Annotated in this window: 18 protein-coding genes; 13 read left to right on the plus strand and 5 right to left on the minus strand. The window is 64.6% G+C overall.

Features of this window, described 5'->3' with window-relative positions; translation table 11 throughout:
• The first annotated feature begins 24 nt into the window (after positions 1 to 24).
• The 5 genes from QX121_RS23470 to QX121_RS23490 all read left to right on the plus strand — a co-directional run bounded on the left by QX121_RS23470 (position 25) and on the right by QX121_RS23490 (position 4649).
• Complete coding sequence (locus tag QX121_RS23470; protein WP_315733736.1) at positions 25 to 1485, plus strand: form I ribulose bisphosphate carboxylase large subunit; 1461 nt, start codon at positions 25 to 27, stop codon at positions 1483 to 1485.
• A gap of 74 nt (positions 1486 to 1559) precedes the next feature.
• A complete protein-coding gene (locus QX121_RS23475; RefSeq protein ID WP_315733734.1) occupies positions 1560 to 1976 on the plus strand; it encodes a ribulose bisphosphate carboxylase small subunit in 417 nt (138 codons plus the stop codon).
• 168 nt (positions 1977 to 2144) lie between these two features.
• On the plus strand, positions 2145 to 3089 hold the full coding sequence (gene cbbX / locus QX121_RS23480) for a CbbX protein (protein ID WP_315735640.1): 945 nt from the start codon (positions 2145 to 2147) through the stop codon (positions 3087 to 3089).
• On the plus strand, positions 3086 to 3808 hold the full coding sequence (locus tag QX121_RS23485; RefSeq protein ID WP_315733732.1) for an HAD-IA family hydrolase: 723 nt from the start codon (positions 3086 to 3088) through the stop codon (positions 3806 to 3808). The genes cbbX and QX121_RS23485 overlap by 4 nt, the downstream gene beginning before the upstream one ends.
• Before the next feature lie 148 nt (positions 3809 to 3956).
• Positions 3957 to 4649: a TetR/AcrR family transcriptional regulator gene (locus tag QX121_RS23490; protein WP_315813157.1), complete on the plus strand. Its 693-nt coding sequence runs from the start codon at positions 3957 to 3959 to the stop codon at positions 4647 to 4649.
• A gap of 9 nt (positions 4650 to 4658) precedes the next feature.
• On the opposite strand, the gene QX121_RS23495 is transcribed toward QX121_RS23490, so the two are convergent.
• Positions 4659 to 5240: a PepSY domain-containing protein gene (locus tag QX121_RS23495; protein WP_315813158.1), complete on the minus strand. Its 582-nt coding sequence runs from the start codon at positions 5238 to 5240 to the stop codon at positions 4659 to 4661.
• 108 nt (positions 5241 to 5348) lie between these two features.
• Entirely contained in the window at positions 5349 to 6518 is a 1170-nt protein-coding gene (locus tag QX121_RS23500) for a patatin-like phospholipase family protein (RefSeq protein WP_315785548.1), read from the minus strand.
• A 338-nt stretch (positions 6519 to 6856) separates the two neighbouring features.
• Here QX121_RS23500 and QX121_RS23505 point away from each other — a divergent pair, with 338 nt between their 5' ends.
• Positions 6857 to 7672 (plus strand): lytic transglycosylase domain-containing protein, encoded by an 816-nt coding sequence (locus tag QX121_RS23505; protein ID WP_409998861.1) that lies wholly within the window; start codon positions 6857 to 6859, stop codon positions 7670 to 7672.
• Between the two features lie 96 nt (positions 7673 to 7768).
• Here QX121_RS23505 and katG read toward each other — a convergent pair whose 3' ends face one another.
• Complete coding sequence (katG, locus tag QX121_RS23510; protein ID WP_315813159.1) at positions 7769 to 9949, minus strand: catalase/peroxidase HPI; 2181 nt, start codon at positions 9947 to 9949, stop codon at positions 7769 to 7771.
• Positions 9950 to 10176: 227 nt separating this feature from the next.
• Here katG and QX121_RS23515 point away from each other — a divergent pair, with 227 nt between their 5' ends.
• From QX121_RS23515 to QX121_RS23535, 5 genes are all read left to right on the plus strand, one after another.
• On the plus strand, positions 10177 to 11106 hold the full coding sequence (locus QX121_RS23515; RefSeq protein ID WP_315813160.1) for a hydrogen peroxide-inducible genes activator: 930 nt from the start codon (positions 10177 to 10179) through the stop codon (positions 11104 to 11106).
• A gap of 508 nt (positions 11107 to 11614) precedes the next feature.
• The gene (locus tag QX121_RS23520; protein WP_315813161.1) at positions 11615 to 12229 is read left to right on the plus strand and encodes a hypothetical protein; all 615 of its coding nucleotides are present in this window, start codon (positions 11615 to 11617) and stop codon (positions 12227 to 12229) included.
• Positions 12226 to 12459 (plus strand): type II toxin-antitoxin system HicB family antitoxin, encoded by a 234-nt coding sequence (locus QX121_RS23525; RefSeq protein WP_315798225.1) that lies wholly within the window; start codon positions 12226 to 12228, stop codon positions 12457 to 12459. Before QX121_RS23520 ends, QX121_RS23525 begins: the two co-directional genes overlap by 4 nt.
• A 43-nt stretch (positions 12460 to 12502) precedes the next feature.
• Positions 12503 to 12697, plus strand: a complete 195-nt coding sequence (locus QX121_RS23530; RefSeq protein ID WP_315813162.1) for a hypothetical protein — start codon at positions 12503 to 12505, stop codon at positions 12695 to 12697.
• Between the two features lie 215 nt (positions 12698 to 12912).
• Positions 12913 to 13233 carry a hypothetical protein gene (locus QX121_RS23535; protein ID WP_315813163.1) on the plus strand — a complete coding sequence of 107 codons (321 nt, stop codon included), beginning with the start codon at positions 12913 to 12915 and terminating at the stop codon, positions 13231 to 13233.
• Positions 13234 to 14077: 844 nt separating this feature from the next.
• Here QX121_RS23535 and QX121_RS23540 read toward each other — a convergent pair.
• Positions 14078 to 14449 carry a c-type cytochrome gene (locus QX121_RS23540; RefSeq protein WP_315785562.1) on the minus strand — a complete coding sequence of 124 codons (372 nt, stop codon included), beginning with the start codon at positions 14447 to 14449 and terminating at the stop codon, positions 14078 to 14080.
• A gap of 213 nt (positions 14450 to 14662) precedes the next feature.
• On the opposite strand from QX121_RS23540, the gene QX121_RS23545 reads away from it, so the two are divergent.
• Positions 14663 to 15835 (plus strand): FIST N-terminal domain-containing protein, encoded by a 1173-nt coding sequence (locus QX121_RS23545; RefSeq protein WP_315785564.1) that lies wholly within the window; start codon positions 14663 to 14665, stop codon positions 15833 to 15835.
• On the plus strand, positions 15832 to 17184 hold the full coding sequence (locus tag QX121_RS23550) for an ATP-binding protein (protein ID WP_315798227.1): 1353 nt from the start codon (positions 15832 to 15834) through the stop codon (positions 17182 to 17184). Before QX121_RS23545 ends, QX121_RS23550 begins: the two co-directional genes overlap by 4 nt.
• On the opposite strand, the gene QX121_RS23555 is transcribed toward QX121_RS23550, so the two are convergent.
• Complete coding sequence (locus tag QX121_RS23555; RefSeq protein WP_315813164.1) at positions 17138 to 17872, minus strand: response regulator transcription factor; 735 nt, start codon at positions 17870 to 17872, stop codon at positions 17138 to 17140. The two genes, QX121_RS23550 and QX121_RS23555, sit on opposite strands and share 47 nt — an antisense overlap.
• Positions 17873 to 18073 lie beyond the last annotated feature (201 nt).

The following is an 18073-nucleotide window of genomic DNA, read 5'->3' on the forward strand; positions in this document are numbered from 1 at the left end:
ATAACGAACATTCAGGAGGAACACATGAACGACCCATCGATCACGGTGCGCGGCAAGGATCGCTACAAGTCCGGCGTCATGGAATACAAGCGCATGGGCTACTGGGAGCCGTCCTATCAGCCAAAGGACACCGACGTGATCGCGCTGTTCCGCGTCACGCCGCAGGACGGTGTCGACCCGACCGAGGCTTGCGCCGCGGTCGCCGGCGAATCCTCGACCGCGACCTGGACCGTGGTGTGGACCGACCGCCTGACGGCGGCCGAGAAGTACCGCGCCAAGTGCTACCGGGTCGAGCCGGTGCCGGGCTCGCCCGGCAGCTACTTCGCCTATATCGCCTATGACCTCGATCTGTTCGAGCCGGGCTCGATCTCCAACCTGACGGCCTCGATCATTGGCAACGTGTTCGGCTTCAAGCCGCTGAAGGCGCTGCGGCTGGAGGACATGCGGCTGCCGGTTGCCTATGTGAAGACGTTCCAGGGGCCGGCGACCGGCATCGTCGTCGAGCGCGAGCGGCTCGACAAGTTCGGCCGGCCGCTGCTGGGCGCTACCGTCAAGCCGAAGCTCGGCCTGTCCGGCCGCAACTACGGCCGCGTCGTCTACGAGGCGCTGAAGGGCGGGCTCGACTTCACCAAGGACGACGAGAACATCAACTCGCAGCCGTTCATGCATTGGCGCGAGCGCTTCCTGTACTGCATGGAGGCGGTCAACAAGGCGCAGGCGGCCACCGGTGAGATGAAGGGGACTTATCTCAACATTACCGCAGCGACCATGGAAGACATGTATGAGCGCGCCGAGTTCGCCAAGGAGCTCGGGTCATGCGTTGTCATGATCGACCTCGTGATCGGCTACACCGCGATCCAGTCGATGGCGAAGTGGGCTCGCAAGAACGACATGATCCTGCATCTGCATCGTGCAGGACACTCGACCTATACGCGGCAGCGCGCGCACGGCGTGTCGTTCCGCGTCATCGCCAAGTGGATGCGGCTCGCCGGTGTCGACCACATCCATGCCGGCACCGTGGTCGGCAAGCTCGAGGGCGACCCGAACACCACACGCGGCTACTACGACATCTGCCGCGAGGACTTTAATCCGATGCGGCTCGAGCACGGCGTGTTCTTCGACCAGCCCTGGGCCAGCCTGAACAAGCTGATGCCGGTGGCGTCCGGCGGCATCCATGCCGGCCAGATGCACCAGTTGCTCGACCTGCTCGGCGAGGACGTCGTGCTACAGTTCGGCGGCGGCACCATTGGCCATCCGCGCGGCATCGCCGCCGGTGCGACCGCCAACCGCGTCGCGCTGGAGGCGATGATCCTCGCCCGCAACGAGGGCCGCGACTACGTGCATGAGGGCCCGGAGATCCTGGCCAAGGCGGCGCAGACCTGCACGCCGCTGCGCGAGGCGCTGGAGATCTGGAAGGACGTCACCTTCAACTACGAATCGACCGACTCGCCGGACTTCGTGCCGACCGTCACTCCCGCCGCCTAGTCATTATTCGATGCGCCGCCGCGACGCGGGCCGGAGCCCGCTCGCCCGCATTAGCCACATCAGGAGACATCAACATGCGCGTGACCCAAGGCTGCTTTTCTTTCCTACCCGATCTGACCGATGAGCAGATCACCGCCCAGATCCAGTATTGCCTCGAGAAGAATTGGGCCGTGAACATCGAGTTCACCGACGATCCGCATCCCCGCAACACCTATTGGGAGATGTGGGGCCTGCCGATGTTCGACCTGCGTGACGCCGCCGGCATCATGCGCGAGCTGGCCGAATGCCGGAAGATCTATGGCGACCGCTACATCCGCATCTCGGCCTTCGACTCTACCCACGGCTGGGAGTCGACCCGGCTGTCCTTCATCGTCAACCGGCCGCAGAACGAGCCGGGCTTCCGGCTCGACCGGCAGGAAACCGTCGGGCGCAATCAGCGTTATTCGACGCGGTCCTACGCGGCCGAGCGCCCCGAAGGCCAGCGTTACTGATCCCTGGCGGGCGGAGGTCGCTGCTGCGCCTGCAGGTCTGCGGCGTGGCAGGGATCTCCGCCCGGAGCGGCCATATCACTCTATCTGCCGTTGCTTCGTTGCTGCCAGGTTCGCAATCGAACGCACGGCGATCTGATGCGAGCGTCCCGAACGGAGCACGAGCGGATGATGCAGGCCACGCAGGCGGACACCACCCAGGCGACGCCGGTCGATACCGTCGACCTGCGCCGCGAGTTTGAGAGCGTCGATATTGCGCCCGTGCTGGAGCAGCTCGACCGTGAGCTGGTCGGGCTCGCGCCGGTCAAGACGCGGATCCGCGAGATCGCCTCGCTGCTGATGATGGAGCGGATCCGCCGCAAGATGGGGCTGGCGACGACGTTTCCGACCCTGCACATGTCGTTCACCGGCAATCCCGGCACCGGCAAGACCACGGTCGCGCTGCGCATGGCGGGCATCCTGCACCGGCTCGGCTTCGTCCGTCGCGGCCACGTCATCAGTGTCACCCGCGACGATCTCGTCGGCCAATATATCGGCCACACCGCGCCAAAGACCAAGGAAGTGCTGAAGAAGGCGATGGGGGGCGTCCTGTTCATTGACGAGGCCTATTATCTCTACCGTCCCGAGAACGAGCGCGACTACGGCCAGGAGTCGATCGAGATCCTGCTGCAGATCATGGAATCGCAGCGCGAGGACCTCGTGGTCATTCTTGCCGGCTATGCCGACCGGATGGAGAAGTTCTTCCAGAGCAATCCCGGCTTCCGCTCGCGCATCGCCCACCACATCGACTTCCCCGACTATTCGGAAGCCGAGCTACTGACGATCTCCGAGATGATGCTGGAGGGGCAGAATTATCGCTTCACCCCGGAGGCCCGCGCCGCTTTCGAAAAGTACATCGCCGTCCGGCGCACCCAACCGTTGTTCTCGAACGCGCGCTCGATCCGCAACGCGCTGGATCGGATCCGCCTGCGCCAGGCCAACCGGCTGGTGTCGCGGCTCGACCGCGTACTGACGTCCGATGACGTGATGTCGATCGAAGCCAGCGACGTGCTGGCGAGTCGCGTGTTCGCCAAGGGCGCCGACGCAGGCGACGGCAGGGCGGAGGCGCAATCATGAGTCTCGCTTTGGTGATGAACGCGCCGCTCGACGATCTCAGGCGCCGCATCGCCGACGCCGGCGCGCTGATCTTCGATGTCGACGGCACCATGGCCGAGACCGAGGAGATCCATCGCGAGGCCTTCAACGAGGCGTTCGTCGCGGTCGGCATCGACTGGCACTGGGGCCGCCGCATCTACAAGGAGCTGCTGCGCGTCGCCGGCGGCAAGGAGCGCATTCGCGCCTTCGACCAGAGGCGGCGCACGGGGCCGCCGCTGAGCGACGCAGTCATTGCCCGGCTTCATCGCATCAAGACGGAGCGGTTTGCCGCGCTGATGGCCGACAAGGGATGCCCATTGCGTCCGGGCGTCGAAGCACTGCTGGGGGCTGCCTCGGCACGCGGGCAGCGGCTCGCGATCGCGACGACGACCACGCGCGCCAATATCGATGCCCTGCTGGCGCCCGTGTTGGGCGTGGATTGGGAGGCAGGATTTGCCGCCGTCGTGGCGGCCGACGATGTCGCGCGCAAGAAGCCTGCGCCCGATGTCTACCTGGAGGTCTTGTCGCAGCTCGATCTACCCGCGGCCAGTTGCATCGCGATCGAGGACTCCGGTAACGGGTTGATGGCTGCGACCCGCGCCGGCGTTCCCGTGCTGATCACGCGCAGCCTCTACTTTCATGACGACACGTTCGACGGTGCGCTCGCTGTGCTCGACGATCTCGTGGAGTTTGTTGCCTGAGGTATTTTGAGGTGCCTGTGCTGATGCATTGCCGATTATGTACGCCACCATGCGCATAGCCGCGTGGCGTAGTTGTTCTATTGCCGTCTCGACAAGAACGTGTAATCCCTTAACGATATGTCTTCATGTCGAGTCGAGGTCGTTGAGTATGGCCCGCACGCAGGCCAAATTGAAACGTACGGACGTTGCACGCACGGAAGCGTTTCGCGGGCGGGTGGGACGGCCGCCGAAGGCGCTGGCTGGAAACATCGAGGAACGTATTCTGGACGCTGCGCGCGCGGTGTTTCTCGAGCGCGGCTTTGACGGCGCGAGCATCGACGAGATCGCCGAACGCGCTCCCGCCAGCAAGCCGACGATTTATGCCCGATACACCGGCAAGGCCGCCTTGTTTGCCGCCGTCGTCGAGCGCTCCATCAACGACGTGATGAATCTCGGGGCCTACACGCCGGTCGCCGGCACTGCACAGGAAAAGCTGGTTGGACTTGCCATCGCCATCGTCGATCGCGCGCTGAAGGAATCGCTCGGATTGTTACGGGTCACGATCGGGGAGGCCTACCGGTTTCCCGATCTCAGTTGTCAGTTTCATGACGTCTCGCGTAAGCGCGCCACCCATGCCGTGGCGGCGCTGCTCGCCGAGACGATCGGCGTCTCGGCCATGACCGCCCGCCGGACGCCGTCGAAGGCGTCGGCGGCCTCCGCCGAGATCTTCATCGACCTGATCGTCATGCCGGTGATCATGCGCTCGCTGATGGGCGAGAGCGAACGGACGATCCGCAGGGAGCTGCCCGGCTTCGTCCGTGACCGGGTCAAGACTTTCCTGGCGCTGCAGCCGAAGGCCTGAGCAGCGCGATCAGCGCCGCCGCAGCAATGACGGTTCGAGCGTCACCTGCTTGAGATCGTTGCCGCTGACGACGACCACGATGAAGGCGAGCTTGCCGTCCTTGTTCATCAGGCCGCCACTGATCGCCCGGCCGGCCGCCGAGCGCTCGGCGATCCGAATCGCATCCGACATCTTGAGCCGGACCGTGGTGAGGGCGGCCAGGCTGTTACGGTCGCTTTCGCTCAGTCCGTCCACGGTCGAGAACAGCACGCTGTTGCGCACCTTTGCCGTGGTGCCGTCGATGTCGGATTCCCAGATCCGTCCGCGCTGCAGGGTTCGAACCTTGTAGACGGGGGCGTCGAGCCCACCCTCGAAGCTGATGTCCGCGGTCTTGGAGCCAGGATGAATCCTTTCGGCGATTCGCAGCGCCTGGTGCAGTGACACCTCCGTCCGCCTGAACTTGTCGAGCTCGCGATCAATCGTCTCCTGGCTCAGCGCCGGATCGGTGGAGGCTTGCGGATCCCCGTCCGTCTGCATGCCGGTTCCGGCGACGGCATGCGCCACGGGAGTCCATGACAGCAGGATCAAGGTCAACAGAATGAATCGTTTCATGACGGCCTGCTGTCTCCGATCTCGGTCGGTGCTTGTAGAGCATTCCCTTGGGAAACGGTTGCGATAAAACGAAACTGTATCGTTTTATAATTGTCGGCGGCGCGGTTGTCAAGGTAACGGCGCCGGCGGCGTCTGGGTCCAGAAGCGACCCGAGCGCGCGCCGTCATAGCCGAGGGTGTAGAGCGAGCGCATGTAGTCGGTGTCGAAGCCGACGCCTTGGCCCTCGGGGACGGACGGGTCGATCGCCGTCATGTTGAAGGCCAGGCCATTGTGCCGGGCGAACTGATAGGTGGCCGAGAGGTAGCTCCGGATCTCGCGTTTGCTCTTCATGGCCAGCGAGCGGATCGCGATCGCCTTGGCGCTGTTTTCGACCGGCTGGAAATCGGTGGACGTCCGGCCGTTCATGATGATGTAGATGGCGGGCCTCGCTGAGGCCATGCGCCGCGATGATTCGGGCTGCATCAGCAGACGGTCCGGAAAGGTGAACACCTGGGTCGAGACACCGCCGTCGACATGCATCTCCTCGATCGGCTTGCCGTCGGAGGAGGCCGCGATCAGCGACGGCGGAAACGCCACGGGAACGCTGGCGGACGCGGTCAGGACCTGCCGGAACAGGTCGAGCGCGCGCGGCGTCCGCGCCGAGGCGATCTCACCCATGTTCCACAACACCGGGCGCCCCGCGTCCAGGTCGGTGGTCACGACGAACAGTCTCCGGCCCTTGGCGTGTTCTCTGGCGATCGCCGCGAGCAGGTCCGGCGTCGTGTAGTGGCTGATCGCGTCGCGGAGCGGCTGCCCATCGAACAGGGATGAGCCGAACACGGCGTTGAGCGCGTTGGGGGAGGCCGCGAACGAGCTGGCGAGCCCGCTCGTATACATCTCCTTCAGCGTCGCATCGTAGGCTGGCCCGAGGAAGGCGAACGGAGCGATCAGCGCGCCGGTGCTGACGCCCGAGACGATCGTGAATTCGGGACGAGCGCCGCTTTCGCTCCAGCCGTTGAGAACGCCGGCGCCGAATGCGCCGTCGCCGCCGCCGCCGGACAGCGCAAGATAGGCGAAGGGCTTGCCCGGTTGCGGCTGCGGCTTGAACGCGGCGTTGTCGAAGCTCGCGGCCGGCGCATCGGCCCACATCCGGATCGCGCGAAAGCCGTCGATCGTGGCGCGTTTGGCATCGTCGGCCGAATAGGCCGCGCGCTGAACGGCGGCACAGCCGCCGAGCAGGAGAGCCAGGCTGCAGAACGCGGCCAGACTCCCTGCCGCTCGGATCCAACGCGATCGCACGTCCCACCTATCCGTTCACTAAACGAAACCGTATAGTATTGTTATTGCGATTTGATCAAGCCCGAAGGCGATCGACGCGTATCCGCGGATCACGATTGCGGGAGCTGGATCTTGGAACCTGCACGGCAGCCTGGGCCGATCGTCCTGCTGCTCGATCGCAGGCGGCGCTCGGCGCGTTCATCTGCGGCTCACGCGCCGCCGGCTATGATTTTCTTCCATTTCCGATAGGTTGTCGCCGTTTCAACCAGGGGCGGCCGATATTGCCGCGCAGCGGCGTCCGATGTTCCGACAGGGGCACGATGCAGGCCGCATCGGCGGACGCGACCAGAGGAGTCTGAATGATCAACCGGCGGGCCATGATCACCTTCACGTTCACCGCCGCGACGCTGCTCGCAGCCTGCGGCGGCGTTGCGCAGGCGGCGCAGTGCGGCTCGTCGCCGGCGGGGTTCGAGGCGTGGAAGCGCGAATTCAGCGAGGAGGCGAGGGCGAAGGGCGTCGGCGGCACCGCGATCGCCGCGCTGATGCAGACCAACTACGCCTCGGCGACGGTCGCCGCCGATCGCGGCCAGCGCAGCTTCCAGCTCTCGCTCGATCAGTTCCTCGCCAAGCGCGGGGCTGCGGCGATCGTCGCGCGCGGCCGCCAGCTCAAGCAGTCGCAGGCGGCGATGTTCGCCTCGATCGAGCAGCGCTACGGCGTGCCGCCCGGACCCCTGATCGCGATCTGGGGCATGGAAAGCGCGTTCGGCAGCCAGCGCGGCAATCAGCACATGCTGTCGTCGATCGCGACGCTCGCCTATGATTGCCGCCGTCCGGAGTTCTTCACCGACCAGCTCTATGCCGCGCTCAAGCTGATCGACCGCGGCGTGCTCTCGGGCAACACCCGCGGCTCGATGCATGGCGAGGTCGGGCAGACGCAATTCATGCCGAAGAACATCCTCGCTTACGGAGTCGGCAATCTCGACGTCGCCGCCAACGCGCTGGCCTCGACCGCGAACTTCCTGCGTGCCAACGGCTGGAAGGCAGGCGCCGGCTATCAGCCGGGCGAGCCGAACTTCGCCGCCATCGAGGCCTGGAACGCCGCCGGCGTCTATCAGAAGGCGATCGCGCTGATGGGCCGCCAGATCGATGGCGGCGGCTCGGCCGCGGCGCGCTGACAGGCTTGCGACTGGCAAGCATGTCGAAATGAAAGAAGCGGCGCTTCATCACTGAAGCGCCGCCTCGCATTATTCTCGGTCAGTCAGCTTCTCGACTTAGGCCTTCAGCTCGAACCGATCCAGGTTCATCACCTTGGTCCAGGCGGCGACGAAGTCCCTGACGAACTTCTGCTTGGCATCCGAGCTCGCATAGACCTCGGCGAGCGCCCGCAACTGCGAGTGTGAGCCGAAGATCAGGTCGGCGCGGGTGGCCGTCCACTTGATCGCGCCGGACTTGCGGTCGCGGCCCTCGAAGGTGTGCTCGCCCTGATCGACCGGCCGCCACACCACGCCCATGTCGAGCAGGTTGGCGAAGAAGTCGTTCGTGAGTGTCTCGGTCTGCGCCGTGAACACGCCATGCTTGGAGCCGTTGGCGTTGGCGCCGAGCACGCGCAGGCCGCCGACCAGCACGGTCATCTCCGGCGCGGTCAAAGTGAGCAGTTGCGCCTTGTCGACCAGCAGCTCCTCGCCCGACAGCCACTGCTGGCCGCTGAGATAGTTGCGGAAGCCGTCATATTTCGGCTCGAGCACCGCGAACGACTCGACTTCGGTCTGCTCCTGCGAGGCATCGGTGCGGCCGGGCACGAACGGCACGGTCACCTCGACGCCGGCCTTCTTGGCCGCCGCTTCGACGCCGGCATTGCCGGCCAGCACGATCAGGTCGGCGAGCGAGATCTTCTTGCCGCCGGTGGCCGATGCGTTGAACTCCTTCTGGATGCCCTCGAGCGTCGAGAGCACCTTGGCGAGCTCAGCCGGGTTGTTGACCGCCCAGTCCTTCTGCGGAGCGAGACGAATGCGCGCGCCATTGGCGCCGCCGCGCTTGTCCGAGCCGCGGAAGGTCGAGGCCGAGGCCCAGGCCGTCGACACCAATTGCGACACCGACAGGCCAGAGGCGAGGATCTTCGCCTTGAGCGACGCGATGTCGTTGTCGTCCACGAGCGGATGGTCGACCGGCGGCACCGGATCCTGCCAGATCAGATCTTCCTTCGGCACCAGCGGGCCGAGGTAGCGCACCTTCGGACCCATGTCGCGATGGGTCAGCTTGAACCAGGCGCGGGCGAAGGCATCGGCGAACTGATCCGGGTTCTCCATGAACCGGCGCGAGATCTTCTCGTAGGCCGGATCGAACCGCAGTGCGAGGTCGGTGGTCAGCATCGACGGCGCGTGGCGCTTGGACTTGTCATGCGCATCCGGCACGGTGTTGGCGCCGGCGCCATGCTTCGGCTTCCACTGGTGCGCGCCGGCCGGGCTCTTGGTCAGCTCCCATTCATAGCCGAACAGATTCCAGAAGAAGTTGTTGCTCCACTTGGTTGGCGTCGTCGTCCAGATCACTTCGAGGCCGGAGGTGATGGTATCGCCGCCCTTGCCGGAGCCGTACTTGCTGGCCCAGCCGAGACCCTGCTGCGCGATGTCGGCGCCTTCCGGCTCGGCCCCGACCAGCGACGCATCACCCGCGCCGTGGGTCTTGCCGAAGGTGTGACCGCCGGCGATCAGCGCCACCGTCTCTTCGTCGTTCATCGCCATGCGGGCGAACGTCTCGCGGATGTCGCGCGCGGCAGCCAGCGGATCGGGATTGCCGTTCGGGCCTTCCGGGTTGACGTAGATGAGGCCCATCTGCACGGCAGCGAGCGAGCCTGCGAGCTCGCGGTCGCCGCTGTAGCGCTCGTCGGCGAGCCACTTGCCCTCGGGGCCCCAATAGATGTCCTGCTCGGGCTCCCAGGTATCGGCGCGACCACCGCCGAAGCCGAAGGTCTTGAAGCCCATCGATTCCAGCGCAACGTTGCCGGTCAGCACGAACAGGTCGGCCCAGGAGATCTTCTGGCCGTACTTCTGCTTGATCGGCCACAGCAGGCGGCGCGCCTTGTCGAGGTTGGCGTTGTCAGGCCAGCTGTTCAGCGGCGCAAAACGCTGCTGACCAGTGCCGGCGCCGCCACGGCCATCGCCGATGCGATAGGTGCCGGCGGCGTGCCAGGCCATGCGGATGAACAGCGGACCGTAATGGCCGAAATCGGCCGGCCACCATTCCTGCGAATCCGTCATCAGCGCGTGCAGATCCTTGACCAGCGCGTCGAGATCGAGGCTCTTGAATTCCTTGGAGTAATCGAACGCCTCGCCGAGCGGGTCGGACAGGTTCGAGTGCTGATGCAGGACCGACAGATTGAGCTGGTTCGGCCACCAATCCTTGTTCGAAAATCCCTTCAAGCCGCCCGAGAACGGGCACTTGCTGACGTCATCCATGTTTGCCTCCTGACGTGATCGTCATGGTTCCCCCTGGGGTGGGAGCCGGGACCCTACGCGGCTACTTCGATCAGGGGAAATTGAGATTGATGATCGTAACGATAAGATTATCTGATGAATATGGTGTGACGCTGTCCAAACGCATATGGACACGGTGCGTTACCTCCGCATCTCAAGATTGTGGTCAGGAAAATTGACTTCGCGGCGATGATCGATAAGATAATCTGATGATACATTTGACGATGCGGCAGCTTCGCTATTTCGACGCGCTGGCGCGTCTGGGGCATTTCGGCCGCGCCGCCGAGGCCTGCGCGATCTCGCAGCCGGCGCTGTCGATGCAGATCAAGGAGATGGAGGAGGCGCTCGGCGGCGTGCTGCTGGAGCGCAACGCCCGCCAGGTCGTGCTGACCCGGTTCGGCGAGCAACTCGCCGAGCGCGTGCGCGAGATCCTGCGCTCGGTCGATGAGCTCGGCGACTTCGCCCGCGCCTCGCGCGACAAGCTCACCGGCCGGCTCCGGCTCGGCATGATCCCGACGGTTGCGCCTTATCTGCTGCCCAAGGTGATCGGGAACCTGACGCGCAAACATCCCGAGATCGACATCCACGTCCGCGAGTCCAAGACGCCGACCTTGATCGAGGAGCTGGTCGAGGGCCGCCTCGATGCCGCCATCGTCGCGCTGCCGGTCTCGGAGCCGTCGCTGACTGAGGTCGCGCTGTTCGCGGAGAACTTCCTGCTGGTGCGGCCGCCGGAATATGAAGGGGCGGCGGTGCCGAGCAGCGAGATGCTGCGCGAGATGCGGCTGCTGTTGCTGGAGGAGGGGCACTGCTTTCGCGACCAGGCGCTGTCGTTCTGCAACATGCAGGCGCCGCGCGAGATGCTCGATGCCTCCTCGCTGTCGACCCTGGTGCAGATGGTGGGCGCCGGCATGGGCGTGACGTTGATTCCGGAGATGGCGGTCGGCGTCGAGACGCGCTCGGCGTCGGTGTCGCTGGCGCGCTTCGCCGATCCGCAGCCGCAGCGCACGGTCGGCATGGTCTGGCGCAAGACCAGCCCGCTCGCCAAGCAACTGATGCAGATTTCCGAGATCGTCGGCAGCGCGGCCCAGGGTCTGCGCAAGCAGGCCGCGGCCGGGCAGGGCCGCAAGCGGCGAGGGTGAGCGCAGACGTCGTGCGTTTCTCCCGGAACGTCCCGCGATGCGGAGATTTGTCCGTCTCCTGCCGGAGAAGGAGAACGGGCGGCTGCAGCTCTCTACGGCTATGTCGGCGTCGGCTACGGGCCGTACTACGGTCGTCCATACGAGGCCCGTCCATATTGGCGGCACCGCTATGACGGTTGGGTGGTCATTGGCGCGGCCCGTGGTGGTGAGATCGGCCGATTGATCCTCTGACACGAGGTCGTCTGCGCGCCAGATCTCGCAGGCGATCTGGCGTGACGGCTAGCCGGCTGACGAGACCTCCCCTGCGCCCCGCTGGGTCGGAACGCGCCGTCGTGATGGCCCCTGATGTCCTGCTTTCCCATGGCATAAGTCTTGTATCGATCTCCGCGAGCGGTTGAACGTCCGACGCGCATGCGGTGCGGCGATGCCGTCGGATTGTGATCTCGGTCGGTCGGTTCGCGCGCTCGCGCGGCTTGCTAGTCGAGATCGCGTGCCTGGAGAACGGTCCATGTCTGAGCCGCGCAATGCCCGGGAGTTCTGGGCTGCCACGATTATCGATTGGCTCATCGAGAACGCGAGCCTCAGGCGGGAGCGCGTCGACCTCGCGCGGAAGTTCACCCAGGAGCCCTACAATCTAAGCGTCGTCAGGGTCCTGACCATGATGGATGAACTCGTTGCGCGCCACAATGCAGCGAGCGGCGCCAGCCTCGTGCTGTCGCAGAACTGGCGCCTGGCGCATCGCAGCGACACGGTCGGTGACTTCATCGCGGCTTTCCTGCAACTGGTAATTCCCGAGGGGCGCGGCGCGACAATGGACGACGCCGCGAGGGACAACGGCGTAGCGACGCCCGGCGACGCGTCGGAAAGCCGACAGGGCCGGACGCAGTCGGGCCGCATCGATGCGCTGCGGGCTAGTCCGGGCGGCGACTGGAAGCCGGTCGATTTCGAGATCATCGCCTCGCAATACGCGATCAAGTTTCGCAAGATCACCGGCACCCACGAGGTGTTCCTGCATCCCGCGGTCCCGAATTGCGTGACGATCCCGCTGAAGGCGAGGATCAGGCCGCCGCATGTCCGGGCCTTCGTGGCGATGATCGACGGAATGGAGGAGGCGGCGCGATGAGCGATTCCCGTGTCTATGCCTATGAGGTCACGGCGCTCGGCGCCGAGGATGGCGGCGGCTTTCTCGTCACCTTCCCCGACATTCCCGGGGTCATCGGCATCGGCGCTAACGCCGAGGAGGCGGTTGCCGACGGTCAGCAGGCGCTGTTGGCATGTCTCGACGCGCTCAAGGCCGTCGATCGCGGGCCGCCGGTCCCGGCCGCGGCGCGAGCTGCCGTGCCGCTGGCGTGATTCTTGATGTGAGGTCCGGGACGCCAATGCGACGGGAGACAGTATGCCATTGACAGAGGACGCCATCCAGGTCGGCAAGTGCTACAAGACGAAGATCGCCGAGAGCTACAAGGTGCTGTCGATCACGCGCGGCATCGTCACCTATCAGACGCTGACCTCGCCCTTGCGCATCAACACCGGCATCAAGGCGTTCGCCGACGCCGTCTACAAGGAGATCAACTGTCCGCGACCGGGCTAGCGATCCGGCGGCGGCCGTATCGTGCGGCACGCGGACCGGGAGCAGGCGGCAGGCTCGGGGCGGACAGAGAGCGCATCACCTCTCCTCCGCCATTGCGAGGAGTGTCAGCGACGAAGCAATCCAGACTGCCTCTACGGAAAGACTCTGGATTGCGTCGCTGCGCTCGCAATGACGTGGAGAAGGCTCGCCTTTGTTCACGCGCTGCGGAGGTAGGAATGAAAGTCGAACAGCGCGATGACGGCGTGCTGGCCGTCGTCGACGAGGAAGGCCGCGTCTGGGCGCAATGCGCGCGGTCCTCGCAACATGCCGATGAGACGGATTACGTGATCGAGGGGCCCCTCAGTGGATTCGTCTATGAGGACGGCACGTTCACGGCGGACAGCGAGCAGGCCTTCTGCGCCTGGCTCGCCGACCGCCTGATCAGCGACGAGATCTTCCATGTGAAGGACAGGGAGACCGCGTTGGCTCTGTGCCGGCGTATCGCGATCGCGGCCCGCGAGATCCTGAAGGACAAAGCAGGCCCGGCTCATTGTTGAGTGTCCCTGCGTTCCGCGGCGCCATCGCAGATCCCGATCCGGGCCTCAGCCGAGGTCCGGCCTTCCTCGCGCGCTCTCCTCATTCAGAGGGACATGATCGATGCACGACCTGGGCGCAGTGCGCCGCGTGGGATGAGCGGCAAGGTATCGATCGGCTTCGTTGATTTTGCTGCGTTCTCGTTCGATTTCGATTGAGTTCGTTGCGGTTTGTTCGGATCGTTTCTGGTGCGGCCCGTCGGGGGCAACATCCTCTCTAGGCTGAAACAGGGGTTCGATTCCCTAGAGAACCTTAAGATCACTTGGCAATCAGGGGGCCACCTCGTGTTGTCCGGAAGCCATCATTGGTACACAATGCATTTTCCGAGAGCTGGCAAACCCTGAGTCCTCAAGAAGATACCGGCTGGAGGCTTGCCTGGGCCGTAGAGCCATCCTGCACACAAGCGGCTGAGCTTCGCTATTGGGAAGTCCCGCCCAGTCTAACTGAGGGAGTGTCAGTCAAACTCCCCCGTCAGATAACGACCTTCCGCCACTTGCAGCGCATGATCGTCTCGGTGTTGCCGGATGGATTGATGTCGGTGCCGACAATGACCGTGCCATCGGCGGCGACGCCGTTGTGCCGGCCTGAGATATTAATCCGGAAGCAGTCGGCGGACAGGGATCGATCGCATACCAGTGGCCGCAGTCTGGCGAACCGCGTTCTGACGCGGGAAGCAGGAAAACGTGAGAGTGTTGCCCCCGCAACAGCCGCCTTTTGCGGGTCGACGTGGAGAGCAGAGTACAGATTCTGTGACGAGTGCAGTTAACGCAAGGAGGCCTTGCGGTAGCGTAAGCTTCCCCGGCTGCGCTATTTCAGCGTCGACAGATAGGCGACGACGTCGGCCCGCTCCTTCGCGTCCGCCAATCCCTTGAAATACATCTTGACGCCGTGAACGTCCCCGCGCGGATCGGCGATATAGGCATCCAGCGCGGTCGTGGTCCAAGGCGCGTTGTTTTTTTTCATGCCCTCGGAGTAGGCGTAGTCCGGTACAGCCGCCGGTTGCCGTCCGACGATGTTCCAGAGGCTCGGGCCGACCTTGTTGATGCCTATCTCGGCAGAGTGGCAATTCTGGCAGATGCGCTGGAAGATGCCCTTCCCAGCGACGGGATCTCCATCCAGCGCCTGGGCGCTCGACGCCAGACTTGCGAGAACAACGACAAGAGCGATGCGGCGGAGCATGCGAATCCTTCCCTTTTGATCCGGAGCGGGCGCGGGCCAGCCCCGCGGCCAGGCCGGTGAGCAGATCGGTGCAGATGATCTGACGACAGCCCGGCCCAAGTCCTTGTTCTGGATCAAGCCGCGCAGTTGCCGTTGCTGCTCAATTGGCTTAATCTTCTAAAAAAACGAACGATCACCAACACGAAACCCAAGTGTCGTTCTGGGAGGTGCCCGGTGGGAGACGCCGATCCTCGGCCCGCGCGTCCGTCTGGCGTGATTGCGGCGAAGTCGAAGGCTGCGACGGAGGCCGCCGCGGCGGCCGACATCTGCGGCCAGTTGCCGGCTGACGGCTTGGCCATGGTGCTGATCTTCCTGTCGCCCCACTACGACCCAAACGCGTTCATGGCGGAAGTGACGACCCGTCTCGCAGACATCCCCGTGTATGGTTGTACGACGGCTGGAGAGCTGTCGCCCGATGGCTGGGACGACAACAGCGTCGTCGCTCTCGGCTTTGCCGCCGATGATTTCACGGTATTCGCACAGCCCATCTTCGGGCTGTCGGGCTTCCGCGTCGACGAGGGCCGCCGCCTTGGCGTCCAGTTGAGGCAGGATCTGTCGCGGCACGGCGGTCGCGACGATGACGGCGTGTTCGGGCTCGTCCTGATCGACGGCATGTGCCAGCGCGAAGAGGCGATCATGTCGGCGATCTATGCGTCGCTCGACAATATCCCCTTGGTCGGCGGGTCGGCCGGCGATGGTCTGCGCTTCGAGCGCACCTGGGTCTTTCACGACGGCAAAGCGCATACGGACATGGCGGTGCTGATCCTGATCAGGACGTCATTGCCGTTCCGGCTGTTCAAATGTGACAATTTCGAGCCGACCTCGACCAAGATGGTGGTGACGGAGGCCGATCTCGAACAGCGTATCGTCAAGCAGCTCAATGCCGAGCCGGCGGCGGAGGAATATTGCCGCGCGGTGGGCATCGCGGATTCCGAGCTCGACCCATTCCTGTTTGCAGCCCATCCGGTGCTGGTGCGCGTCGGCGGCTCCTATTTCGCGCGCTCGATTCAGCGCGTCAGCCCTGACGGCTCGCTGCGGTTCTTCTGCGCGATCGACGAAGGAATGGTGCTGACGGCGGCAAGGTCGCGCAACTCCGTGGCCGCCGCCCGCGAGATGCTGGCCGAGGTTCGAGACGACATCGGCGAGGTCTCGATCTTCATCGGTTTCGAGTGCATCCTCCGTCGTCTCGACGCTGAGCAGCATCAGTTCGCGCGGGAAATGTCCGAGCTCTATCGCGATAACCGGATCGTCGGGTTCCATACCTATGGTGAGCAGTACGGTTCAATGCACGTCAATCAGACGTTGACCGGCGTCGCGATCGGCAAGCGTCCAGGGGCGCAGCAATGACTGTCGTCGGGTCTCCGGAAGACCTGCAGCGCGAGGCGGCCAAGCTCAGGAAGATCAATGCCGCACTGATGTCCCGGGTCGAGCGCTCGATGGACCAGCAGTTCAATGCGTTCTCACTGTTCGAAACGGCGATCGCACTCGATCAGCAGGTGCGCGAGCGGACGCAGCAGCTGCGCGATGCGCTGCGTTCGATCGAAACGGCCAACAAGGACCTGTTTCGGGCCAAGCAGCAGGCCGAAGCGGCCAGCTCCCTGAAATCCTCGGTTCTCATCTCCGTCACGCATGATCTGCTTCAGCCACTCAACGCGGCGCGGCTGACGCTGTCGACCTTGGCGGACGAAGTCTCGTCCGATCGTGGCACAGCCATGGTCGGCCAGGTCGACCATTCGCTGGCCATGCTGGAAGATCTGCTGCGATCCCTGCTGGAGATTGCCAAGCTCGATGCCGGAGCCCTGCGGCCCGACGTGAGGCCCGTTCTGATCTCGAGCCTGTTCGAGCCGCTCGAACGCGAATTCGCCCCGATCGCGGCCAAACGCGGGTTGTCCTTGCGCATTTGTCCCTGCTCGGTCGCGGTGGTCTCGGATGCTATGATGCTGCGGCGCATCTTGCAGAATCTCCTCGCGAACGCTCTGCGCTACACGCGGCGAGGCGGCGTCGTCATGGGATGCCGGCGCGGACCGGGGGCAGGCCGGGTTCGCATCGAGGTCTACGATACCGGCCCTGGCATTCCCAAGCCGCAGCAGGAAGCGATCTTCCTCGAATTCCAGCGCGGTCATTCGAGCGCCGAGGACCAGGCCGGCTTTGGGCTCGGCCTGTCGATCGTCCGTCGCTTCGCCAATGCATTGGACCATGAGGTCAGGCTGGCTTCGCGGGTTGGCCATGGATCCACATTCAAGCTCGCGCTCGACCGGGCAGACCCGGCAGCCGTACCGCCGGATCCGCATCCTGCTGAGCACGTCGAGCACGATTATGGCGGGCTCGAAGGCGCCAAGATCCTGTTGATCGAAAACGACCTGGCCACCGCCGATGCCATGGTCGGTCTGCTGGAGAAATGGGGCTGCGACGTCGTGGCCACGGTCTCGTCGAAGGACGCGCTGCAGCGCCTGAGTGCGCTCGGGGCGGCCCCCGAGGCGATCATCGCGGATCTTCACCTGGATGGCGACGAGAGCGGGCTTGCCGCCATCCGGGACATCCGGCAATTCCTCAGCCGAGATGTTGCGGCCATGATCGTCACCGCTGACTATTCCGAAGATGCAGCCAGGGAAGCGAGCCAATACGGGCTCGAGATCCTGACCAAGCCGGTCAGGCCTGCGGAGCTTCGCGCGCTGTTGTCGTTCCTGCTGTCATGAGCGCGTCAACGCCGCTCGCCCGCGCCGGCATGCGCGGCCCGCTGATGAGGTTCACGAAGTCGATCTTTTCCATCTCGATGATGGCCTTGGTCCGGCTCATCACGCGGAGCTTTCGCAGGATTTCAGAGACGTGGACCTTCACCGTCGTCTCGCAGATCCCGAGCTCGAAGGCGATCTGCTTGTTCTGCAGTCCGCGGCGGATCAGGTCGAGCACGCGCAGCTGCTGCGGCGTCAGCTCGTGAAGACGCTTCAGGAGATCTTGAGCGGGAAGTCGGCCACGGCGCACGCCGGCGCAGAGGGAGCCACCTTCAATGTGGACTTCGCCGCGCAGCACCGCCTTGATCGCGTCGGCCAGTTGCTGCTTCGAGGTTGATTTCGAGATATAGCCGGAGACACCCAGCGCGAGAACATGGGCGACGAGGCGCGGGTCCTGATGCGCGGAAACCACCAGGATCGGTGTGCGCGGCGCGGTCTTGCGGATGCGGATCACGCCGGAGAGCCCGGTCGTTCCGGGTGTTGAGAGGTCGAGCAGGATCAGGTCGAATCTCGGAGGCGATGACAGAAGATCGACGGCCATGTCGATGGATGTTGCCTCGCGCATCTCGGCATCAGCCAGAGCGGCGCGGATCGCGCTCTCCAGCGCCTCGCGAAACAGCGGATGGTCCTCGACGATGAGCAATCGAGCCACGTGCCTGTCACCCCCCGGCCGGATCGGAGATCCGGTTTGTTCATTGTCGCGGATCTGACATTCAAACCAGTGCGCGCGCTGCGTCTTCGAAAGAACGTCAGGGCCGGAGCACCAGCGATAGCGCGTCGGTCGGCCTCAATCAACGACCAAGACGCCATCAACGGTGCGACGCCTGCGGCGGCCGTGACCTCCTGCAGCGCA

This window comes from Bradyrhizobium sp. SZCCHNR2028 (genome assembly GCF_032380995.1).
Classification (GTDB): Bacteria; Pseudomonadota; Alphaproteobacteria; order Rhizobiales; family Xanthobacteraceae; genus Bradyrhizobium.

Bases quoted from the DNA above. Each gene is read 5' to 3' on its own strand.
- QX121_RS23470 (WP_315733736.1), top strand. From the start codon at position 25: ATGAACGACCCATCGATCACGGTGCGCGGCAAGGATCGCTACAAGTCC.
- QX121_RS23475 (WP_315733734.1), top strand. From the start codon at position 1,560: ATGCGCGTGACCCAAGGCTGCTTTTCTTTCCTACCCGATCTGACCGAT.
- cbbX (WP_315735640.1), top strand. From the start codon at position 2,145: ATGCAGGCCACGCAGGCGGACACCACCCAGGCGACGCCGGTCGATACC.
- QX121_RS23485 (WP_315733732.1), top strand. From the start codon at position 3,086: ATGAGTCTCGCTTTGGTGATGAACGCGCCGCTCGACGATCTCAGGCGC.
- QX121_RS23490 (WP_315813157.1), top strand. From the start codon at position 3,957: ATGGCCCGCACGCAGGCCAAATTGAAACGTACGGACGTTGCACGCACG.
- QX121_RS23495 (WP_315813158.1), bottom strand. From the start codon at position 5,240: ATGAAACGATTCATTCTGTTGACCTTGATCCTGCTGTCATGGACTCCC.
- QX121_RS23505 (WP_409998861.1), top strand. From the start codon at position 6,857: ATGATCAACCGGCGGGCCATGATCACCTTCACGTTCACCGCCGCGACG.
- katG (WP_315813159.1), bottom strand. From the start codon at position 9,949: ATGGATGACGTCAGCAAGTGCCCGTTCTCGGGCGGCTTGAAGGGATTT.
- QX121_RS23515 (WP_315813160.1), top strand. From the start codon at position 10,177: ATGATACATTTGACGATGCGGCAGCTTCGCTATTTCGACGCGCTGGCG.
- QX121_RS23520 (WP_315813161.1), top strand. From the start codon at position 11,615: ATGTCTGAGCCGCGCAATGCCCGGGAGTTCTGGGCTGCCACGATTATC.
- QX121_RS23525 (WP_315798225.1), top strand. From the start codon at position 12,226: ATGAGCGATTCCCGTGTCTATGCCTATGAGGTCACGGCGCTCGGCGCC.
- QX121_RS23530 (WP_315813162.1), top strand. From the start codon at position 12,503: ATGCCATTGACAGAGGACGCCATCCAGGTCGGCAAGTGCTACAAGACG.
- QX121_RS23535 (WP_315813163.1), top strand. From the start codon at position 12,913: ATGAAAGTCGAACAGCGCGATGACGGCGTGCTGGCCGTCGTCGACGAG.
- QX121_RS23540 (WP_315785562.1), bottom strand. From the start codon at position 14,449: ATGCTCCGCCGCATCGCTCTTGTCGTTGTTCTCGCAAGTCTGGCGTCG.
- QX121_RS23550 (WP_315798227.1), top strand. From the start codon at position 15,832: ATGACTGTCGTCGGGTCTCCGGAAGACCTGCAGCGCGAGGCGGCCAAG.